Below are 17,452 nucleotides of genomic sequence, written 5' to 3' on the forward strand. Positions count from 1 at the left end.
CGCCAAAAATCAATCTACGACAATGTACGCAGCTAAAGATGTTGTTTCACACTATGTACCTCGTTGGTTATAGTGGTATATTTATTATATCATAAATCAATTTCGGGAAAAACAAAAAGCTCCGAACTCCTAAAAGTTCGAAGCTTTAACTTCTTGGCTCCCCGAGTAGGACTCGAACCTACGACGCCCTGATTAACAGTCAGGTGTTCTACCGGCTGAACTATCGGGGAATTAAGGTTGGTAAGTCAACCAACGAATATCATTATACTCGCATGGCAATTATTTGTCAACAGTTTTTTTAGAAAAATTTATAAGTATTTTGGGAAGGCGATAAATGCGCGGAATTTAGGAGATGAAATGCCTATATAGAATTAAGGCAAGTGATATGAAAGGCGAGGGAAAGAAGGTCTTGATGTGTTGCCTTAAAGGCACCGCTCTTCATCTTTACTTAATGCAGAAAGTGAAGAAACCAGTAAAAGATAAAATCTTTAGATAAATAGTAGGGGCATTTAAGGTTTTATGCTATAATATCCTTAATGATATAAACTACATGTGTAAAGGAGTGTTCCCCATGGAAGAAGCTGTATTATACGCTGTGGAAAACAATATTGCGACGATTACTATGAACCGTCCGAAGAGCCTGAATTCAATGAATGATGCGCTGATTGACGGTTTGCATGCTGCCATTACCAAGGCTGCTGCTGACGCTGAGGTGCGTGCTATCGTACTTACCGGCAACGGCAAAGCATTTTGTGCCGGAGGCGACCTGAGCTATCTGAACGGCTTGGAGGACGTTGCTGCCAAGAAGGACTTTATCGCTAAGGTTGGCGACGTTGCCAAACGCCTGACTACAATTCCTAAACCTGTTATTGCTTATATCAACGGCGTTACTGCCGGTGCAGGCGTTAACCTGATGCTGGCCTGCGATCTGGTGTATGCATCTGCCAAGGCACGCTTTGGCGAGAGCTTTGCCAAGGTTGGCCTGATTCCCGACTGCGGCGGCTTGTACTTCCTGCCGAAGGCTATCGGTGTGCTGAAGGCTAAAGAGCTGATGTTTACCGGTGACCTGATTGACGCTGCAACTGCCAAGGAGCTTGGCATGCTGAACGATGTATATGAGGACGAAGAGCTGAAGGACAAGGTTTACGCTATGGCTGCACGTCTGGCAGCAAGCGCTCCGCTGTCTATCAGCCTGACAAAAAAATATCTCAATGACCACGACCTGACTCTGGACGAGGTGCTGGCAATCGAAGAAACTACCCAGGCGCTGCTGATGGGTACCGACGACTGCAAGGAAGGCATTGCTGCTTTCTATGAAAAACGCGCACCGCAATTTACAGGCAAATAAGAAAAAAATTAGCAGAAAAAAGCAAATGTTTACGGAACTGTCACACAAATTATACTGATGGTTCCGTTTTCTTTTTGACGTAGGAATATAAGATGTTGTATAATAAATCTATTGATAAATTTTTCTCGGAGGAAAGTATGCTCGATTTCAGTACGATGATCTATCGCATTCCTGCACTGCTGTTTGCGATTACGATACACGAATATGCCCATGCGCAATGTGCGGACAGCATGGGTGACCCGACTGCGCGCTACATGGGACGCATGACCTTCAACCCGATGGCGCATCTGGACCCGTTGGGCGCAATTCTGCTGGTGGTAGCAGGCTTCGGCTGGGCAAGACCTGTAGAAATTAACCCCAGCAATTTCCGCAACCGCCGCGAAGGTATTCTGAAGGTTTCCTTTGCCGGCCCCGCAGCCAATCTGTTTTTGTGCTTTCTCGCAGCATTTTTCATGACTTTTTTAAATCGCTTCGGTCTTTTGAGTGATGGCGTTTACCGCTTTTTGCTGTGGATGCAGTTATATAATGTATGGTTTGCTTTCTTCAACCTGATTCCGGTTCCGCCGCTGGACGGCTCCAAGATTCTTTCGGAGCTGCTGCCGCCGTCTATGGCCTGGAAGTTTGACAATCTTGTTGGACGCTACGGCTTTTATATTCTGATTGCTTTGGTGTTCACCGGTATTACAGGTGCGATTATCAGACCGCTTGCCGCCGGCTACATGCTGCTGGTAAACGGTATCTTGGGTTTAGTGTTCTAGGCCATGGCTGATTTATCGTTGAAGCTGACTGCGTTCGAGGGTCCGCTGGATTTGCTTTTGCATCTCATCGAACGTGATAAAGTTGATATTTATGATATTCCCATCGCTGCGGTTACGGAGCAGTATATGAGCTATCTGCGCAGCATGAGTGAATTTGATATGGAGGTTGCCAGTGATTTTCTGGTGATGGCCGCAACGCTGTTGCAGATTAAATCGCGCATGCTGCTGCCCAAGCAGTCCGTTGAGGGCGAGGAGGAGGAAGCAGACCCGCGCCAGCAGCTGGTGGAGATGCTGGTGGAATACCGCCGCATTAAGCGTGCCGCTGCTGCCTTGGCTGATATGAAGCAGAGCGCTGACCTGTACTGGCAGCGTGAGCCGATGTTCGGCAATCTGGTGGAGCGCACTGTTGCTCCCTGTACGGTGCAGCAGTTATTGAAGGCATTGGCAGGCATGACAACTGCGCCCGATGGCAAGCCGGCAGCCTTTATTGAGCCGCAGGCCTACAGTGTGCAGGATAAAATGGCAGATATTCTGCAAAGACTGCAGCGTCAGCCGCAGGGCTTTATACTGAATGAGATTTTTACCGCAGGCAGCCCTGCCGAGAAGGTGGCCTGCTTTTTGGGTGTACTGGAGCTGCTGAAGCTGGGGTTGATTACTATCAGCCAGGCACAGCGCTTTGCACCGATTTATATCTTCGGCAAGCAGGGACAGGAGGAAGCAAACGATGTATATTGATAAAATGACAGGAGCACTGGAAGCGGTGCTGTTTGCTGCAGGTGAGCCTGTTTCTGTGGCGGAGCTTGCGGACCTTCTGCAGCTGGAAAAGCCGCAGGTGTGGGAGCTTGTTTCGGAGCTGAAGCATTCCTACGAGGCGGAAAGCAGGGGATTGATGCTGCGTGAAACAGCAGGCTGCTTTCAGCTGGTGACCAAGCCTGTTTACTACAATGTACTGCTGGGCTTGGGACGCAAAAAGGAAGTAAAGCTGACGAATGCGTCCTTGGAAACCTTGGCGATTGTCGCTTTTAAACAGCCGGTGACGCGCGCAGAGATGGAAGCCATCCGCGGCGTGAAGGTTGACGGCGTACTCAATACACTGCTGGACCTTGGCCTGGTAGTGGAGGCAGGACGCAAGAAGGCCTTGGGCAACCCGATTTTATATGCAACGACAGAAAAATTTCTGACGGTGTTCGGCCTGAACTCATTGGAGGAGCTGCCGCCGCTGGAAACGAAGCCTGAGGATGAGGCAGAGGCTGCGCAGCAGGTGCTGCAGCTTGATAATACATTAGAAGCAAAGGAAAACTGAGATAGATGGAAGAACGTTTACAAAAAATCCTGGCGGCAGCAGGCGTTGCCTCCCGCCGCGAAGCAGAAAAAATTATTACGGCAGGTCGCGTCCGCGTGAACGGTAAAGTTGTTACCGAGCTGGGCTGCAAGTTTGATGCGTCAAAGGTACGCATCAGCGTTGACGGCAAACCGATTGCCCAAGAGGCCAAGGCATATTACATATTCTATAAGCCGAGGGGAGTAGTAACCACGATGTCCGACCCGCAGAACCGCCGCAGCATTGCCGATTTCGTGCAGAACCTGCCGGAACGAGTTTTTCCGGTTGGCCGCCTGGACTTCAATACCGAAGGACTGCTGCTGCTGACGAATGACGGGGCGCTGGCACAGGCGCTGATGCATCCGAGCCATGAAGTTAACAAGACCTACCTCGTTAAGGTTCCGGGTATTGTGCCGCAGGAAAAGCTGGACCAGCTGCGTTTGGGCGTAAAGCTGGAGGACGGCCCGACCGCTCCGGCGATTGTCAACCTGCGTGATTATGATCATGAGCGTGGCTTTACGCTTTTTGATATCACCATACATGAAGGACGTAACCGCCAGATTCGCCGCATGTGTGACGCAATCGGCTTCCCCGTGCGCGACTTGAAGCGCATCAAGCTGGGACCGCTGCAGCTGAGCAATCTGGGACGCGGCAAGTTCCGCAGCCTGAGCGAGCAGGAATTATCTCAGCTCAGAAAGGCGGCTAAGCTATGACGCGAGTTGCGATTGTCGGCGGCGGCGCGGCAGGCCTGTTGGCAGGTATTGCTGCAGTCTGGGGCGGAGCGCAGGTAACGATTTATGAAAAAATGCGTGTGCCGGGAAAGAAAATGCTCATTACCGGCAAGGGACGCTGCAACATTACCAACGCTTGTGAAATCCCCGATTTCATAAAAAATCTGCCCGGAAACGGAAGATTTTTAAATAGTGCTTTACATAGGTTCACAAATGATGATATAGTATTGCTATTGGAGAGTAACGGATTGCCGACGAAGGTTGAACGCGGCGGCCGTATTTTTCCGGTAAGCGACAAGGCGAAGGATGTAGTTGATACGCTGGTAAGGATTTATACCGAGGCCGGCGGCAAGCTGCAGACCGACACCAAGGTTATTGATATCATGGTCAAAGAAGGCCATGTGTACGGCGTGCGCACGGTCAACGGCGTGTACGAGGCAGACAGAGTTATTCTGGCTGCAGGCGGTGCCTCCTATCCGGGCACAGGCAGCGACGGCGGCGGCGCTAAGCTGGCGAAGAAGCTGGGGCACACGATTGTGCCGCTGAAGCCTTCTCTGATTCCGCTGGAAAGCGATTATCCTTATGTTGACGATCTGCATGGCTTATCTTTGCGCAACGTGCAGGCAACACTTTTGGCCGACGGCGTAAAGCTGGGCAGTGAATTCGGCGAGATGCTGTTTACGCATTTCGGTGTTTCCGGTCCCATTGTGCTTTCGCTGAGCAATCTTGCTGCAGACGCTTTGGCTGCAGGCAAGGATGTTGAGCTGGAGGTTGACCTGAAGCCTGCATTGAGCGAAGAAAAGCTTGATGCACGTATCCAACGCGATTTTCTGCAGTACAGCCGTAAGCAGGTGCTAAACGGCATGAAGGATTTGCTGCCGCAGCGACTGATTCCCGTTGTGTTGGATATGTCCTATGTTGATGAAAACAAATTCATCAACCAGGTTTCGCGCGAGGAGCGTCACAGACTGCTGCAGACGTTGAAGCATTTTGTCATCACCATTTCCGCAACACGCCCGATTGCCGAGGCCATTGTTACCGCAGGCGGCGTAAGCGTGAAGGAGATTGACCCCAAGACCATGGAATCCAAGCGCATCAAGGGCCTGTACTTTGCAGGCGAGGTTATGGATGTCGACGGTTATACCGGCGGTTATAATCTGCAGGCGGCCTTCAGCAGCGGTCATGCTGCAGGCGAAGCGGCGGCTGCGGAAGAATAATTCATAAATTTGACTTATTTTAGGCTATCCATATACATGTAAAACATGGTATTATATAGATAGCTAATACATTATAAAGTGTGGTTATGTAGAATGAAGAAAATTGTTGTGGCAATTGATGGTCCCGCAGGTGCAGGCAAAAGCACTATTGCGAAGCTGGCTGCCGAAAAATTAGGCTATGCTTATATTGATACCGGTGCCATGTACAGAAGCGTAGCCTGGAAGTTTTTGCAGACAGGCAAAGCTTTTGACGAGGACTTTATCAGCGGCTTATCCAAGACTATGCTGATTGACTTCAAGCCGGAGGCAAAAATCAACCGTGTTTTTGTGGACGGTACCGAGGTTACCGATGCTATCCGTACTCCCGAAGTGACGGCGATTGTGTCGCGTGTTGCTGCTATCGGAGCAGTGCGTGAGGCGATGGTAGACCAACAGCGCCGTATGGGCGAGGCTGGTGGTGTCCTGATGGACGGTCGTGATATCGGTACGGTGGTATTTCCAAACGCACAGCTGAAAATTTTTCTTACTGCTTCGGTTGAGGAAAGAGCGCGCCGCCGCTATGCGGAAATGGTGGCCAAAGGTCAGCAGGTTGATCTGCAGCAGCTGCAGGCGGATATTGCCGAGCGCGACAAGCAGGACAGCGAGCGTGCTATCAGTCCGCTGCGTCAGGCAGAGGATGCCTTGCTTCTGGATACATCCGATATGGGCATCAGCGAGGTTACCGAGAGAATTTTACAGCTGGTGCAGGAGCGCGCACAATGATTTATACCTTAGTGAAGAATCTCTTTAAAATTCTTTTTACCATCTTTTTGCGATTGAAGGTAGAAGGAACAGAAAATATTCCCAAGGATGGTCCGCTGGTTATAGCGAGCAACCATCTGAGTCTGCTTGATCCGCCTGTACTTGGTACGGCAGCAACCCGTAAGGTCCACTTTATGGCCAAGGAAGAGCTGTTTGTGCCGGTTCTGGGCACTATCTATAAAATTCTGGGTGCTTTCCCGGTGCGCCGCGGTGGTGCGGACCGTGCTGCAATCAAGCATGGTATTGATATCCTGGAAAGCGGTCAGGTGCTGGCGATTTTCCCCGAGGGAACACGCAGCAAGACCGGTGAGCTTGGCAAGGCTCAGCCCGGAGCGCTGATGATGGCGAGCAAGGCGAAGGCAACTATCGTGCCGGCCTGCATCATCGGTACCGATTACAAGCGTCATGGCCGTATCTGGCCGAAGGTTACGGTGCGCTTTGGCAAACCGATGCCTTTTCCTGAGGACGCTGTGGTCAACAAAGAATTTTTGCATGCAATGACTGAAGAGCTTATGCAGCACATTGCAAGGCTGCAGGCAGGTGAAGATGTATAATGGAAATTAAGGTAGCAGAGCACTGTGGTTTTTGCTATGGTGTGAAGCGCGCGGTGGCGTTGGCCCAAAAGGCTGCGACCGACCGTGTGCAGGGTGCAACGCTGGGACCTTTGATACACAATCCCCAGCTGATTGCCGAGCTTGCATCTAATGGCATTGCCTGTAAGGACAGCCTGGAGCAGTTTGCTCCCGGTGAAACGGTTATCTTCCGTTCACACGGCGAGGGGCCTGAAACCTATGCGCAGGCAGAAAAACAAGGGCTGACAATTTTGGACGCAACCTGTCCGAATGTACGCCTGGCACAGCAAAAGGCTGCTCAGGCAGCAGCTGATGGCTATTTTCCTGTAATAGTCGGAGAAAAAAATCATCCGGAAGTAAAAAGTATTTTAAAATGGGCAGGAAAAAACGCTATCTGTGTAGAATGTATAAAAGATATCTCTTATGTACCGCGCCAGGAGCGTTATGGAGTAATCATCCAGACGACTTTTGAGCTGCAGAAATTTAATGATATATTGCAGGCACTGCAGGAGCAGCGCCCGGGAGAATACCGTGTGGAGCGCACCATCTGTCTGGCGACAGCGCAAAGACAGCAAGCCGCTGTAAAGCTGGCTGCTGAGTCTGATGCCGTTATCGTCATCGGCGGACGCAACAGCGCCAACACAAGGCATCTTTTCGAGCTGGTGCAAAAGCATTGCAGGCAAGCATATCATATAGAGACTGCCAGCGAACTGAGCAGCGATATGCTAAGGGGTTGCAATAAAATAGGAATCACGGCAGGAGCATCGACTCCGGACCGTTTAATTAAGGAGGCTATTTTAGTAATGGAAAACATGGATTTTGAAAGAATGCTCAACGAAAGTATGGAGGTAGAGGTATATCCTGGCAAAGTTGTCAATGGTACCGTTATTCAATTGGATAAAGACGGCGTATATGTATCTTTCGGATATAGACATGATGGTCTGATTCCTTATTCCGAATGGTCCCAGACCGAAACTGCTGAAGAATTGCAAAACACTATCAAAGTTGGCGATGAAGTAGAAGCTAAGGTTGTTCCTGGCAGCACCAAGAGCGATTTCGTTCGTCTGTCCAAAATCAAAGCTGAGCGCGACGCAGCATGGAAAAATGTTGCTGAGCTGCCCGAAGGCGAAAAACGCCCGGCAACCGTTAAAGTTCTGCGCATCATCAAAAACAAAGCTAAAAACATCGTTGGTCTGGGTGTTGCAGTTGAAGGTGTTGAAGGCTTCATGCCCGCATCTCATGTTGAACTGCGCCGTGTAGAAGACTTCACCGGTTATATCGGCAAAGAGCTGGAAGCTGAAATCATCGAAGTTGACCTGGAGAAAAAACGCATCGTTGTTTCCCGCCGCGACCTGCTGAGAGCTGAAGCTGACGCTAAACGCAAAGCTTACAAGGAAGCTAAAGAAGCTCGCATTGCTGCTGCTAAAGAAGCACGCGCTGCTGCTGAAGAAGCTGCTTACAACTCTGTTGAAGAAGGCAAAGTATACACCGGTAAGGTTGTAAAAGTTGCTGAATTCGGTCTGTTCGTTGAAATCGGCGAAGGCCTGGTTGGCTTGGTTCACAACACCGAGCTGTCTTGGGACCGTAGCGTAAAAGCTGCTGACGTTGCTAAAGAAGGCGACGAAGTAACCGTTCTGGTTAAGAGCATCGACCGCGAAAACAAACGCGTTGCTCTGAGCATCAAAGCTACTCTGGAAGATCCCTGGAAGGTAGAAGCTTCTCAATTCCACATCGGCGATATCCTGGACGTAGAAGTTGTTCGTCTGCTGGCTTTCGGCGCTATCGTTAGACTGAGCGACAAGGTTGAAGGTCTGGTTCACATTTCCGAAATTGCTCCTGAGCGCATCGAAGCTCCGAGCGACGTTCTGGAAGTTGGCCAAGTTGTTAAAGCAGAAATCATTAAAATGGATCTGGACAGCAAAAAAATTGGCCTGAGCATTTCCAAAGTTAAACGTGACGCTGAAAAGAACGAGTTCCGTTCCTACATGGGCAGCAAAAAATCTCACCTGAGCCAAAACCTGTCCGAGCAGCTGGAAAGCCTCGAAAAATAATTGGAGAAGGATATGCAACGTGCAAAGCGTAAGCTAGAACATATTCAATATGCACTGGAGCTGGGCGACGGCCCGGCGGCAACGCACCTTGCTGATCTCCGCTTCTTACACAACTGTCTGCCGGAGATTAATCCGGCAGACTTTGTTTTATCTGTAGAAATTTTAGGCAAACGTCTGCGTTTGCCTTTTTTCATTGATGCTATTACCGGCAGTACAGATGCGGTGACGGAGATTAACAGAAAGCTGGCGCAGGTGGCGGCAAAAACCGGTATCGGTATGGCTGTCGGCTCGCAGTTCGGCGCTGTGCGTGACGGCAGCGGTATCGCGAGCTATACTGTGGTGCGCGAGGAGCTTGCCGAAGGTCTTGTTATCGGTAACATCAGCGCACTGGCTACGCCCGCGCAGGCGCAGGCTGCCGTTGACATGCTGCAGGCTGACGCGCTGGAGGTTCACCTGAACGCTGCGCAGGAGCTGTGGATGGCCGAAGGCGACAAGGATACCTGCGGACTTTTGGCAAACCTGGTGCAGATCCGTGATGCTGTGAGCGTACCTGTTATCGTCAAGGAAACAGGCTGCGGTATTGCGGCAGAGCAGTACGAGCTTTTGCTGGAGCAGGGCTTTATCGCTTTTGACTGTGCCGGCGCAGGGGGGACGAACTTCCCGGCGATTGAAGCAAAGCGTCAGGGCGTGGAGCTGACGGAGGAGTTTGCTGCCTGGGGCGTGCCTACGTGCTGGAGCTTGCTTGACGCGCAGCAGACACTGCCGGAAAACGCACTGCTTTTGGCGAGCGGCGGCATCCGTACTGCAGGTGACGCAGCGCGTGCTTTTGCTCTGGGTGCGGACGCGGTGGGAATTACCGCACCGCTTTTGCGTCTGGTTATGGAGCAGGGAGTTGACGCTGCCGCAAACTATGTGGAAACACTGGCGGACGGACTGCAGAAGTATATGCTGCTTTTGGGCTGCCTGACGCCGAAGGAGTTGCGTGACGTTCCGCTGATTGTGACGGGAGAAACGCGTGACTTTATTGCCAGCCGCGGCTACGATTTGGCGAAGCTGTGCAGATGGCGCAGAGGATAGAAGAAGAGGATAGAAAAACCGTTCTAAGTTACTTATGACTTTTACTTCATCGTATTTTTTATCTAAATGAAAGTTGTGTAATGAGGATTAGTCGTTGGAGAGGTTGAGCAGAGTAGAGGTTATTTATTAACAAATTTCATAGCATACTATCTGAGAGGGCATGAAAGCTTGCGCAGATTTTTTCTCGCCGACTACAAAATAGACTTCGTGATAGTTGGTGAAGCTTATGGATATTGGTAATTAAAGCTTCTAAAATAAGAAGACAAAATAAAATACTTAAAAGTAAATTCCGAAATGGGAATATAGTTTGATTTTCAAAACATAATGTGCTATACTCGGAGAAAGGAGGGATGGAACTATGGTTGAAAGAAAAGAATACCTCGCAAAGCTTTGGGAGTGGAAAGACGAGCACATCATTAAAGTTGTGACGGGAATTAGACGTTGTGGTAAATCGGTGCTTCTGGAACAGTTTAAGGACAGACTTCATTTAGCTGGCGTGGAAGCAGAACAGATTATATCAATCAACTTTGAAGACCTAGAGTTTGAAGAGCTTTTGGATTATAAGGCACTTTATCGTTATATAAAAGAACGTCTGTGCAGCGATAAAATGACATATATATTTTTGGACGAAATTCAGAACGTGCCTGATTTCCCCAAAGTAGTAGATAGTCTATATGTAAAGAACAACACGGATGTATATATTACGGGTTCAAATTCGTATTTGCTTTCAAGTGAACTAGCAACCCTTTTGTCTGGAAGGTATGTGGAAATATCAATGCTTCCCCTTTCTTTCCGTGAGTATGTCACTGTGACGGGGAGACCGCAAGAAGATGCTTTTTCAGAATATATGCAAACGGGAGGACTTCCGTATGTTGCGGTGATGAACCGTACGGATGAAAAAGTAAATCAATATCTGGAGGGAATCTATAACACCGTTATTGTTAAAGATATTGAGGAACGCCAGGCAAGAAAAGAAAAAGATGCAGGTAAACGTAAAATCACAGATATTGCACTACTGAAGACCATTGCACGCTATTTGGCAAGTGTAATCGGCAGTCCGATTTCTATGAAAAGCGTAACCGATTACTTAATCTCTTCTGGCAGAAAGATTTCTCCGAATACGGTTAGTGATTATGTAGAGGCTTTGACTGAATCATTTGTCTTTTACCCAGCTGAAAGATTTGATATTGTTGGAAAACAGCTTTTGAAAGCCAATAAAAAGCTGTATATGGTTGATCTGGGACTTCGCAATCATATTCTTCCAAGAAAACGCTATGATTTGGGCTTTTCCATTGAGAATATTGTATATTTCGAGCTTTTACGGCGAGGCTATAAGGTCAATATTGGAAAGTTTGGCTCAACTGAAGTGGACTTTGTCGCTCAGAAGCAAGGAATATTAACTTATTATCAGGTTACAGCTAATATGACTGCTGAGGAAACATTTGAACGAGAGATGCGTCCACTACGGGGAATACAAGACAATTATGAGAAAATCGTCTTGACGCTTGATCGCTTCTCCCTCGGAAATTATGAAGGCATAAAAGTCATGAATGTCATTGACTGGCTTCTAGGGATATAGAAGAGTATTGAGTGGCATTTATAATAATTTTTCATCTAAGTACTAATTTACACAATAAAAGCTTCCAGACCTGCTTTCATGGCTCGTCCGGAAGCTTTTAGCGTATATAGCGTCCCCTTTTTGCATTCTTTAAGCTAATATGATATAATAATTTGACGACTAATCTTTTCACGGTTGATTATCTGCATTTTTTTAAGGAGTTGTAATGGTAGGACTTATTAGTGGTGTACGCAAGAACAGCTTGGCAGCGGACGCAGGCATCAAGGCCGGCGAAAAGCTGTGCAGCGTAGACGGCGTACAGGTTAAGGATATAATTGAATTGAGCTTCTATACCTCCGATTACGAGGTTAATCTGGAGATAGAGGCCACCGATGGCACACGCCGTCAGGTACATATAGAAAAATATCCGGATGAGGATCTTGGTCTGGAGTTTGATTCCGCAGTTTTCGACAGAGTTGCGACCTGCTACAATAACTGTGTTTTCTGCTTTGTGGACCAGATGATTCCCGGTATGCGTCCGGGTCTGTATGTGCGTGATGACGATTACCGTCTGTCCTTCTTATATGGTAACTTCATTACGCTCACCAATATGAAGGATGAAGATTTTGAACGTATTATCCGCACGCATCTTACGCCGCTGTATGTTTCGGTACACGCTACCGACCCGCAGGTGCGCTGCCAGATGATGCATAACCGTTTCGCCGGTCAGCTGATGGAGCGCCTGCAGCTTTTGTTCGATGCGGGCATTCAGGTGCATACGCAGATTGTCTGCTGTCCCGGTTATAATGACGGCGAGATTCTTGCCAAGAGCTTCCACGATTTGTACGCGCAGTATCCCAATGTACTGACGATGGCGGTTGTTCCCGTAGGTACTACTAAGCACCGCGAGCACCTGACGCAGCTTGCTACCTTTACGAAGGAGCAGGCCGCAGAGGTTGTGGAGCAGGTGACCGCATGGCAGGAGCGCTGCCGTAAGGAAACAGGCAAAACGTTTATCTACTTGGGCGATGAATTTTATCTGCTGGCGGAAAAGCCTTTTCCTCCTACCGAATGGTACGACGGCTTCCCGCAGCTGGAAAATGGCATCGGCCTTACTGCCAACTTTATGCTGGAGTGGGACGAGGCGTTGGCGCAGATGCAGAGCTTTCATCCTGCAGAGCCTGCGGTGATTCCCGTGGGTGAGGGCGCTTACCGTGTGCTGGAGCCTTTGATGGCCAAGCTCAATAAGCAGTTCGGTTCGGAGCACCGCTTTGTACCTGTGCCCAACAGCTTTTTCGGCGGCAAGGTCAACGTCACTGGTCTTTTGACGGGCAGCGATATCCTTGCAAACGTACAGGGTAAGCAGATTATTCTTCCGGATGTTGTTTTGAACAGCGATGAGCTGTTTTTGGATGATATGTCGTTGGCTCAGTTCAAGGAGCGTTACCCCGGCAAGGTGGAGATTGCCAAGGGTGCTAAGGAGCTGCTGCATTTATTATTGGAAAGATAGGTGAAGCGTATGCTGCAGGTTTATACAGGTACAGGCAAGGGTAAGACTACTGCCGCTTTGGGCGTGGCGCTGCGTGCCTCCGGTTATGGCATGAAGACGCTGATGCTTTCATTTTTGAAGGATGATCCAGAGTATGGCGAGGCGCGGGCTGCAAAGAATCTGCCCTGGTTTACGCTGCGGCAGGTGGGACGCGACGCCTTTGTTAATTTCCATAATCCCGATCCTGTTGATTTGAAGATGTGCCGTGACGGCTGGGAAGAGGCGAAAGAAGCTATCAGCTCACACGCTGCGGACATTATTATCCTCGATGAGCTGAATATTGTGCTTGCTACTCAGATGCTGCCGACGCAGGAGGTTGTCGATTTTTTGCGTGAGCATAAAAATAACGTTGAGGTTATTACTACTGGTAGAGGTGCACCGGAAGAGCTTATTAAAATTGCCGACCTTGTTACTGATATGAGCGAGGTTAAGCATTACTTCCATAAGGGAGTTAGTTCCAGGAATGGAATTGATCACTAGAGGCGCGCTTGCGTAGAGAGATGAGAAAAGAGTTGCTTGTACGTCGCAATTAAATATCGTTCCAGTCAGTAGCAAATTTCCCGTGCCTTAGGGCACAACGCAAATTTCGTGTTGAACCAGGACGAAGCTTCGGTAAAATTTGCCAGACGGTAATAGAAAGTTACGTACCCTTGCTTCTATGGTTCCAGACACTCATTTGCTAAAATTGCTATTCCCTACACGATATGTTAATTGCTCGTGTTGGCGTTTTGCTATCCTTCTTGCCTGCCCCTTGGGGAAGGTGTCAGTGAGCGCAGCGAACTGACGGAAGGGGGATTTTGATGCGACAAGTTGCCTAAGCCGCCCCCCTTTAGTCGCCTGCGGCAACAGTTCCCCCAAGGGGGAACCAAGAATGTACTAATGAAGGCTAAAGGAACGCTATTAGACTTGCCTGCCCCTCGGGGAAGGTGCCGAGCGCAGCGAGGCGGAAGGGGGTAATCCCCATAAATATGCAAAAAATTTTACATTTCTATGATAGACACATACTAAAAAATTTATTATGATGAAGGAGATTTGATTATGGCTAAACCGATAGTTGCTATAGTTGGACGTCCGAACGTAGGCAAATCTACTCTTTTTAATATTTTTGCCAACAGCAGGATTTCCATTGTTGAGGATACACCGGGCGTTACCCGCGACCGTCTGTATGCTACCGCCGAATGGCTGGACCACGAGTTTATGATGGTTGATACCGGCGGTATCGAAATCATGAATGCTGATGCTATTGCTGTTTCTATCCGTCAGCAGGCACAGATTGCGATTAAGGAGGCGGACGTTATTCTGTTCGTCTGCGATGCACGCGCAGGCATTACTACCGAGGATGCTGACGTTGCCCGTCTGTTGCGTCAGTCAAAGAAGCCGATTGTTCTGGCTGTCAATAAGGCGGATTCTCCGAAGCAGGAGATGAATACCTTTGAATTCTATAATCTGGGTATCGGTGATCCGATTGCTGTTTCCGCGTCCAACCATTTGGGCCTGGGCGATTTGCTGGATGCCGTTGTTGCCAAGTTCCCGTCCGATAAGATGGCAGGTGACCTGGAGGAAGAGGACGAAATAAAGGTTGCTCTGATCGGCCGTCCTAACGTAGGCAAGTCCTCTATTTTCAACGCACTGGTAGGCGAGGAGCGTTCTATCGTAAGTGATGTTGCAGGCACTACCCGTGATGCGATTGATACTCCGGTAGTACGCAACGGTCAGAAGTACCTGTTCATTGATACCGCAGGCATGCGCCGCAAGGCTAAGGTTGACGAACCGATTGAAAAATACAGCGTTATGCGTTCTCTGCGTGCGGTTGACCGCAGTGACGTTGTGCTGATGGTTTTTGATGCTGTCGAGGGTGTTACCGAGCAGGATAAACGTATCGTCGGCTATGCACATGAGGCAGGCAAGGCTGTTATTCTGGTTGTCAACAAATGGGATTTGTACGAGAAGGACAATTCCTCCACTCTGCGTTATACCGAAACTTTGCGCAAGGAGCTTGTTTTCCTGCAGTATGCGCCGGTAGTTTTTGTTTCTGCCGTTACCAAGCAGCGTATTCACCGTCTGCCGGAGCTTATCTCCTATGTTGCCGAGCAGAACGCTATGCGTATCGCTACCAGTATTCTCAACCAGGTTATCGAGGACGCTGTGGCTATCAATCCGCCGCCGACCGAAAAAGGCAAGCGTCTTAAGATTCTTTATGTTACTCAGGTCAAAATCAAACCGCCAACCTTTGTTATCTTTGTCAACGAACCGGAAATCATGCATTTCTCCTATCAGCGTTATTTGGAGAACAAGCTGCGTGAGGCCTTTGGCTTTGAAGGCACACCGATTCAGATGATTATCCGTGGCAAGAACGAGGATGAATAAATAAAAGTCAGGTGATTTGTTATGTTCAATGAGGTGGGTATATTACATTTTCTGCTGGGCTTTGTGCTCGGTCATGTGTGCGGTTCTGTTCCCAGCGGCTTATGGCTGGTACAGGCATTTCATGGTATTGATATCCGTAACTACGGCAGCAAAAATATCGGCACGACGAACGTTTTCCGTACCGTTGGTCCCAAGACTGCGGTGCTGGTGCTGATTGCCGATGCCTTCAAGGGTATTCTCGCGGTTGGTATTATGAGTTATTTTTTCCACAATCCGCTGCTGGATGTGGTTACGGCTTTGGGTGCGCTTTTGGGACACAATTATTCGCTCTTTTTGGGCTTTAAGGGTGGCAAGGGCGTTGCGACCGCATTGGGCCTGTTGATCTTTATGATGCCTAAGGTTGCGGTGGCAAGCTTCGGTATCTGGTTGGTGTGCGTGCTGCTGACGCGCTATGTATCGCTTGGCTCCATTATGGCTGCCATCTTTACGCCGCCGCTGGCATGGTATCTGGGTTATCCCTCTGCCTATGTGATTTTCTCGGTGGTTGCTGCTTTCTTTGTAGTTTTGCGCCACAAGGAAAATATTCACCGCCTGCTTACAGGCACCGAAAGCAAAATCAAACCGGGCAATGCCAAGGATCTGCAGAAATAAATATCGCTTCTACGCTGATGTAGGCCAATGCTTACATCAGCTTTTTTCATATATTAAAGCAGGATTTTTGTCCTGCCTAAAGAATATAATAATATTACAAGTATTTTAGGTGACTTGCAGTAAGCAAAATACTGCAGGATGGAGGAACGAAATTGCGATTAGCAAAGCTTTTATATACAGCTGTTGTTGTTTGCGGACTGTTGCTGCCTTTGGGTGCTTCGGCCGCAGGCATTACCAATTATCCGCCGCTGGTGAACCCGTCGCACTGGACGGAGCAGAACAAGAGCGGGGATACGGTTATTCTGGATGCGAAGGGTGTGGCAGCCTTCAACGCCAAGGTACGCGCTGCTTCCCGCAGTATGCCTGACCTAGCCAATTATCCTGCGACGATGAGCGGTGATGCGCTCAAAACGAGGATTATGGATTATTCCATCCTTGACGATGACCTGTATCTGCATGGCAACAAGGTGAGCGAAAACTATAAGAATATCCTGCGCAAACAGAGTAATATCAGCGCTATTCCCAAAAGCGTGGGCGTGCAATACGCCGTGACGGTGCGCCGTACTGCGGTGCGCGCGCTGCCTACGGGCGAGGGCCTGTATTATTACGCGGGCGACAGGGATTTTGATGCGCTGCAGGAAACTATGCTGGACCCCGGCGAGCCTGTGGCTGTGCTGCACACCAGTGCCAATGGTTATTTTTACTATGTGCAGGCAGTAAATTACAGCGGTTGGGTGAGCAAGTATAATGTAGCCATGACCGATAAGAATACCTGGAGCAGCTTTGTAAAGCCGCAGAAGTTTCTGGTTGTTACCGATGCGGAATATAACCTGAAAACGGACGGCGAGCAGGTGCTTTATCAGCAGGGTGCGCGCCTGCCGGTTGACAGTGTGCAGAGCGATACCTATACGGTGCTTGCACCGGTGCGTACCAAAGCAGGCCAGCTGCAGAAGCAGAAGCTGCTGGTGCCGAAGGCTGCCTCTGCCGTGCATTATGGTTATTTGCCTTATACCAGCAATAATCTGCTGAGCTCCGCTTTCAAATTTTACGGCAAGCCCTATGGCTGGGGCGGTTTGAAGAACAGCGTGGACTGCTCGAGCCTGGTGTTCAATGCTTACCGCACTGTGGGCATCGTGCTGCCGCGTAATGCCGACCAGCAGGAGCTGACTGCAGGCACGAAGAAAAAGCTGAGCGGCAGTGCGCAGGAACGCGCCGCTGTTATCAGCAGGCTGATGCCGGGTGCAGCGCTTTATATGGATGGCCACTGCCTAATGTATATCGGCAACATTAACCAGACACCGTACACGATTCATGCGCTGGGCTCTTATTTTTCCAAGGGCCGGAGAATCCGCGAGATGAAGGTGCTGGTGAGCGATTTGACGCTGCAGCGTTCCAGCGGTAATATGATGCTTAACGAATTGCAGACAGCAATAGAATATAAATAATGTTAG

The 17,452-nt window shown here is 49.2% G+C and carries 16 protein-coding genes and 1 tRNA gene; 16 read left to right on the top strand and 1 reads right to left on the bottom strand.

Annotated elements, in window-relative coordinates; all coding sequences use genetic code 11:
* Positions 1–154 precede the first annotated feature (154 nt).
* A tRNA-Asn gene (locus Q0612_RS05180) sits at positions 155–230 on the bottom strand.
* Positions 231–571: 341 nt separating this feature from the next.
* On the opposite strand from Q0612_RS05180, the gene Q0612_RS05185 reads away from it, so the two are divergent.
* The 16 genes from Q0612_RS05185 to Q0612_RS05260 all read left to right on the top strand — a co-directional run bounded on the left by Q0612_RS05185 (position 572) and on the right by Q0612_RS05260 (position 17,446).
* Complete coding sequence (locus Q0612_RS05185) at positions 572–1,348, top strand: enoyl-CoA hydratase/isomerase family protein (protein WP_298881649.1); 777 nt, start codon at positions 572–574, stop codon at positions 1,346–1,348.
* Between the two features lie 137 nt (positions 1,349–1,485).
* Positions 1,486–2,106 carry a site-2 protease family protein gene (locus tag Q0612_RS05190; RefSeq protein WP_293812356.1) on the top strand — a complete coding sequence of 207 codons (621 nt, stop codon included), beginning with the start codon at positions 1,486–1,488 and terminating at the stop codon, positions 2,104–2,106.
* Between the two features lie 3 nt (positions 2,107–2,109).
* On the top strand, positions 2,110–2,841 hold the full coding sequence (locus Q0612_RS05195; protein WP_298881658.1) for a ScpA family protein: 732 nt from the start codon (positions 2,110–2,112) through the stop codon (positions 2,839–2,841).
* Positions 2,831–3,409 carry an SMC-Scp complex subunit ScpB gene (gene scpB, locus Q0612_RS05200; RefSeq protein WP_298881661.1) on the top strand — a complete coding sequence of 193 codons (579 nt, stop codon included), beginning with the start codon at positions 2,831–2,833 and terminating at the stop codon, positions 3,407–3,409. The genes Q0612_RS05195 and scpB overlap by 11 nt, the downstream gene beginning before the upstream one ends.
* A 5-nt stretch (positions 3,410–3,414) precedes the next feature.
* The gene (locus Q0612_RS05205) at positions 3,415–4,140 is read left to right on the top strand and encodes a pseudouridine synthase (RefSeq protein ID WP_298881664.1); all 726 of its coding nucleotides are present in this window, start codon (positions 3,415–3,417) and stop codon (positions 4,138–4,140) included.
* Positions 4,137–5,375, top strand: coding sequence for an NAD(P)/FAD-dependent oxidoreductase (locus tag Q0612_RS05210; RefSeq protein ID WP_298881667.1), 1,239 nt, complete (start codon positions 4,137–4,139; stop codon positions 5,373–5,375). The genes Q0612_RS05205 and Q0612_RS05210 overlap by 4 nt, the downstream gene beginning before the upstream one ends.
* Positions 5,376–5,468: 93 nt before the next feature.
* Positions 5,469–6,137: a (d)CMP kinase gene (gene cmk / locus Q0612_RS05215; protein ID WP_298881669.1), complete on the top strand. Its 669-nt coding sequence runs from the start codon at positions 5,469–5,471 to the stop codon at positions 6,135–6,137.
* Positions 6,134–6,730 (top strand): 1-acyl-sn-glycerol-3-phosphate acyltransferase, encoded by a 597-nt coding sequence (locus Q0612_RS05220; RefSeq protein ID WP_298881672.1) that lies wholly within the window; start codon positions 6,134–6,136, stop codon positions 6,728–6,730. Before cmk ends, Q0612_RS05220 begins: the two co-directional genes overlap by 4 nt.
* Positions 6,730–8,799, top strand: coding sequence for a 4-hydroxy-3-methylbut-2-enyl diphosphate reductase (gene ispH, locus Q0612_RS05225; protein WP_298881675.1), 2,070 nt, complete (start codon positions 6,730–6,732; stop codon positions 8,797–8,799). Before Q0612_RS05220 ends, ispH begins: the two co-directional genes overlap by 1 nt.
* A gap of 12 nt (positions 8,800–8,811) precedes the next feature.
* On the top strand, positions 8,812–9,876 hold the full coding sequence (gene fni / locus Q0612_RS05230) for a type 2 isopentenyl-diphosphate Delta-isomerase (protein ID WP_298881678.1): 1,065 nt from the start codon (positions 8,812–8,814) through the stop codon (positions 9,874–9,876).
* A gap of 358 nt (positions 9,877–10,234) precedes the next feature.
* Positions 10,235–11,455, top strand: a complete 1,221-nt coding sequence (locus Q0612_RS05235) for an ATP-binding protein (RefSeq protein WP_298881680.1) — start codon at positions 10,235–10,237, stop codon at positions 11,453–11,455.
* Positions 11,456–11,660: 205 nt separating this feature from the next.
* Positions 11,661–12,944: a DUF512 domain-containing protein gene (locus Q0612_RS05240; RefSeq protein WP_298881683.1), complete on the top strand. Its 1,284-nt coding sequence runs from the start codon at positions 11,661–11,663 to the stop codon at positions 12,942–12,944.
* Positions 12,945–12,953: 9 nt separating this feature from the next.
* Positions 12,954–13,463, top strand: a complete 510-nt coding sequence (locus Q0612_RS05245; RefSeq protein ID WP_293692197.1) for a cob(I)yrinic acid a,c-diamide adenosyltransferase — start codon at positions 12,954–12,956, stop codon at positions 13,461–13,463.
* Between the two features lie 558 nt (positions 13,464–14,021).
* Positions 14,022–15,350, top strand: a complete 1,329-nt coding sequence (gene der / locus Q0612_RS05250; RefSeq protein WP_298881686.1) for a ribosome biogenesis GTPase Der — start codon at positions 14,022–14,024, stop codon at positions 15,348–15,350.
* A 21-nt stretch (positions 15,351–15,371) separates the two neighbouring features.
* Entirely contained in the window at positions 15,372–16,001 is a 630-nt protein-coding gene (gene plsY, locus Q0612_RS05255; protein ID WP_210684437.1) for a glycerol-3-phosphate 1-O-acyltransferase PlsY, read from the top strand.
* A 152-nt stretch (positions 16,002–16,153) separates the two neighbouring features.
* Positions 16,154–17,446 (top strand): SH3 domain-containing protein, encoded by a 1,293-nt coding sequence (locus Q0612_RS05260; protein ID WP_298881691.1) that lies wholly within the window; start codon positions 16,154–16,156, stop codon positions 17,444–17,446.
* Positions 17,447–17,452 lie beyond the last annotated feature (6 nt).

It is taken from the genome of uncultured Phascolarctobacterium sp. (assembly GCF_937920985.1).
GTDB lineage: Bacteria > Bacillota > Negativicutes > Acidaminococcales > Acidaminococcaceae > Phascolarctobacterium_A.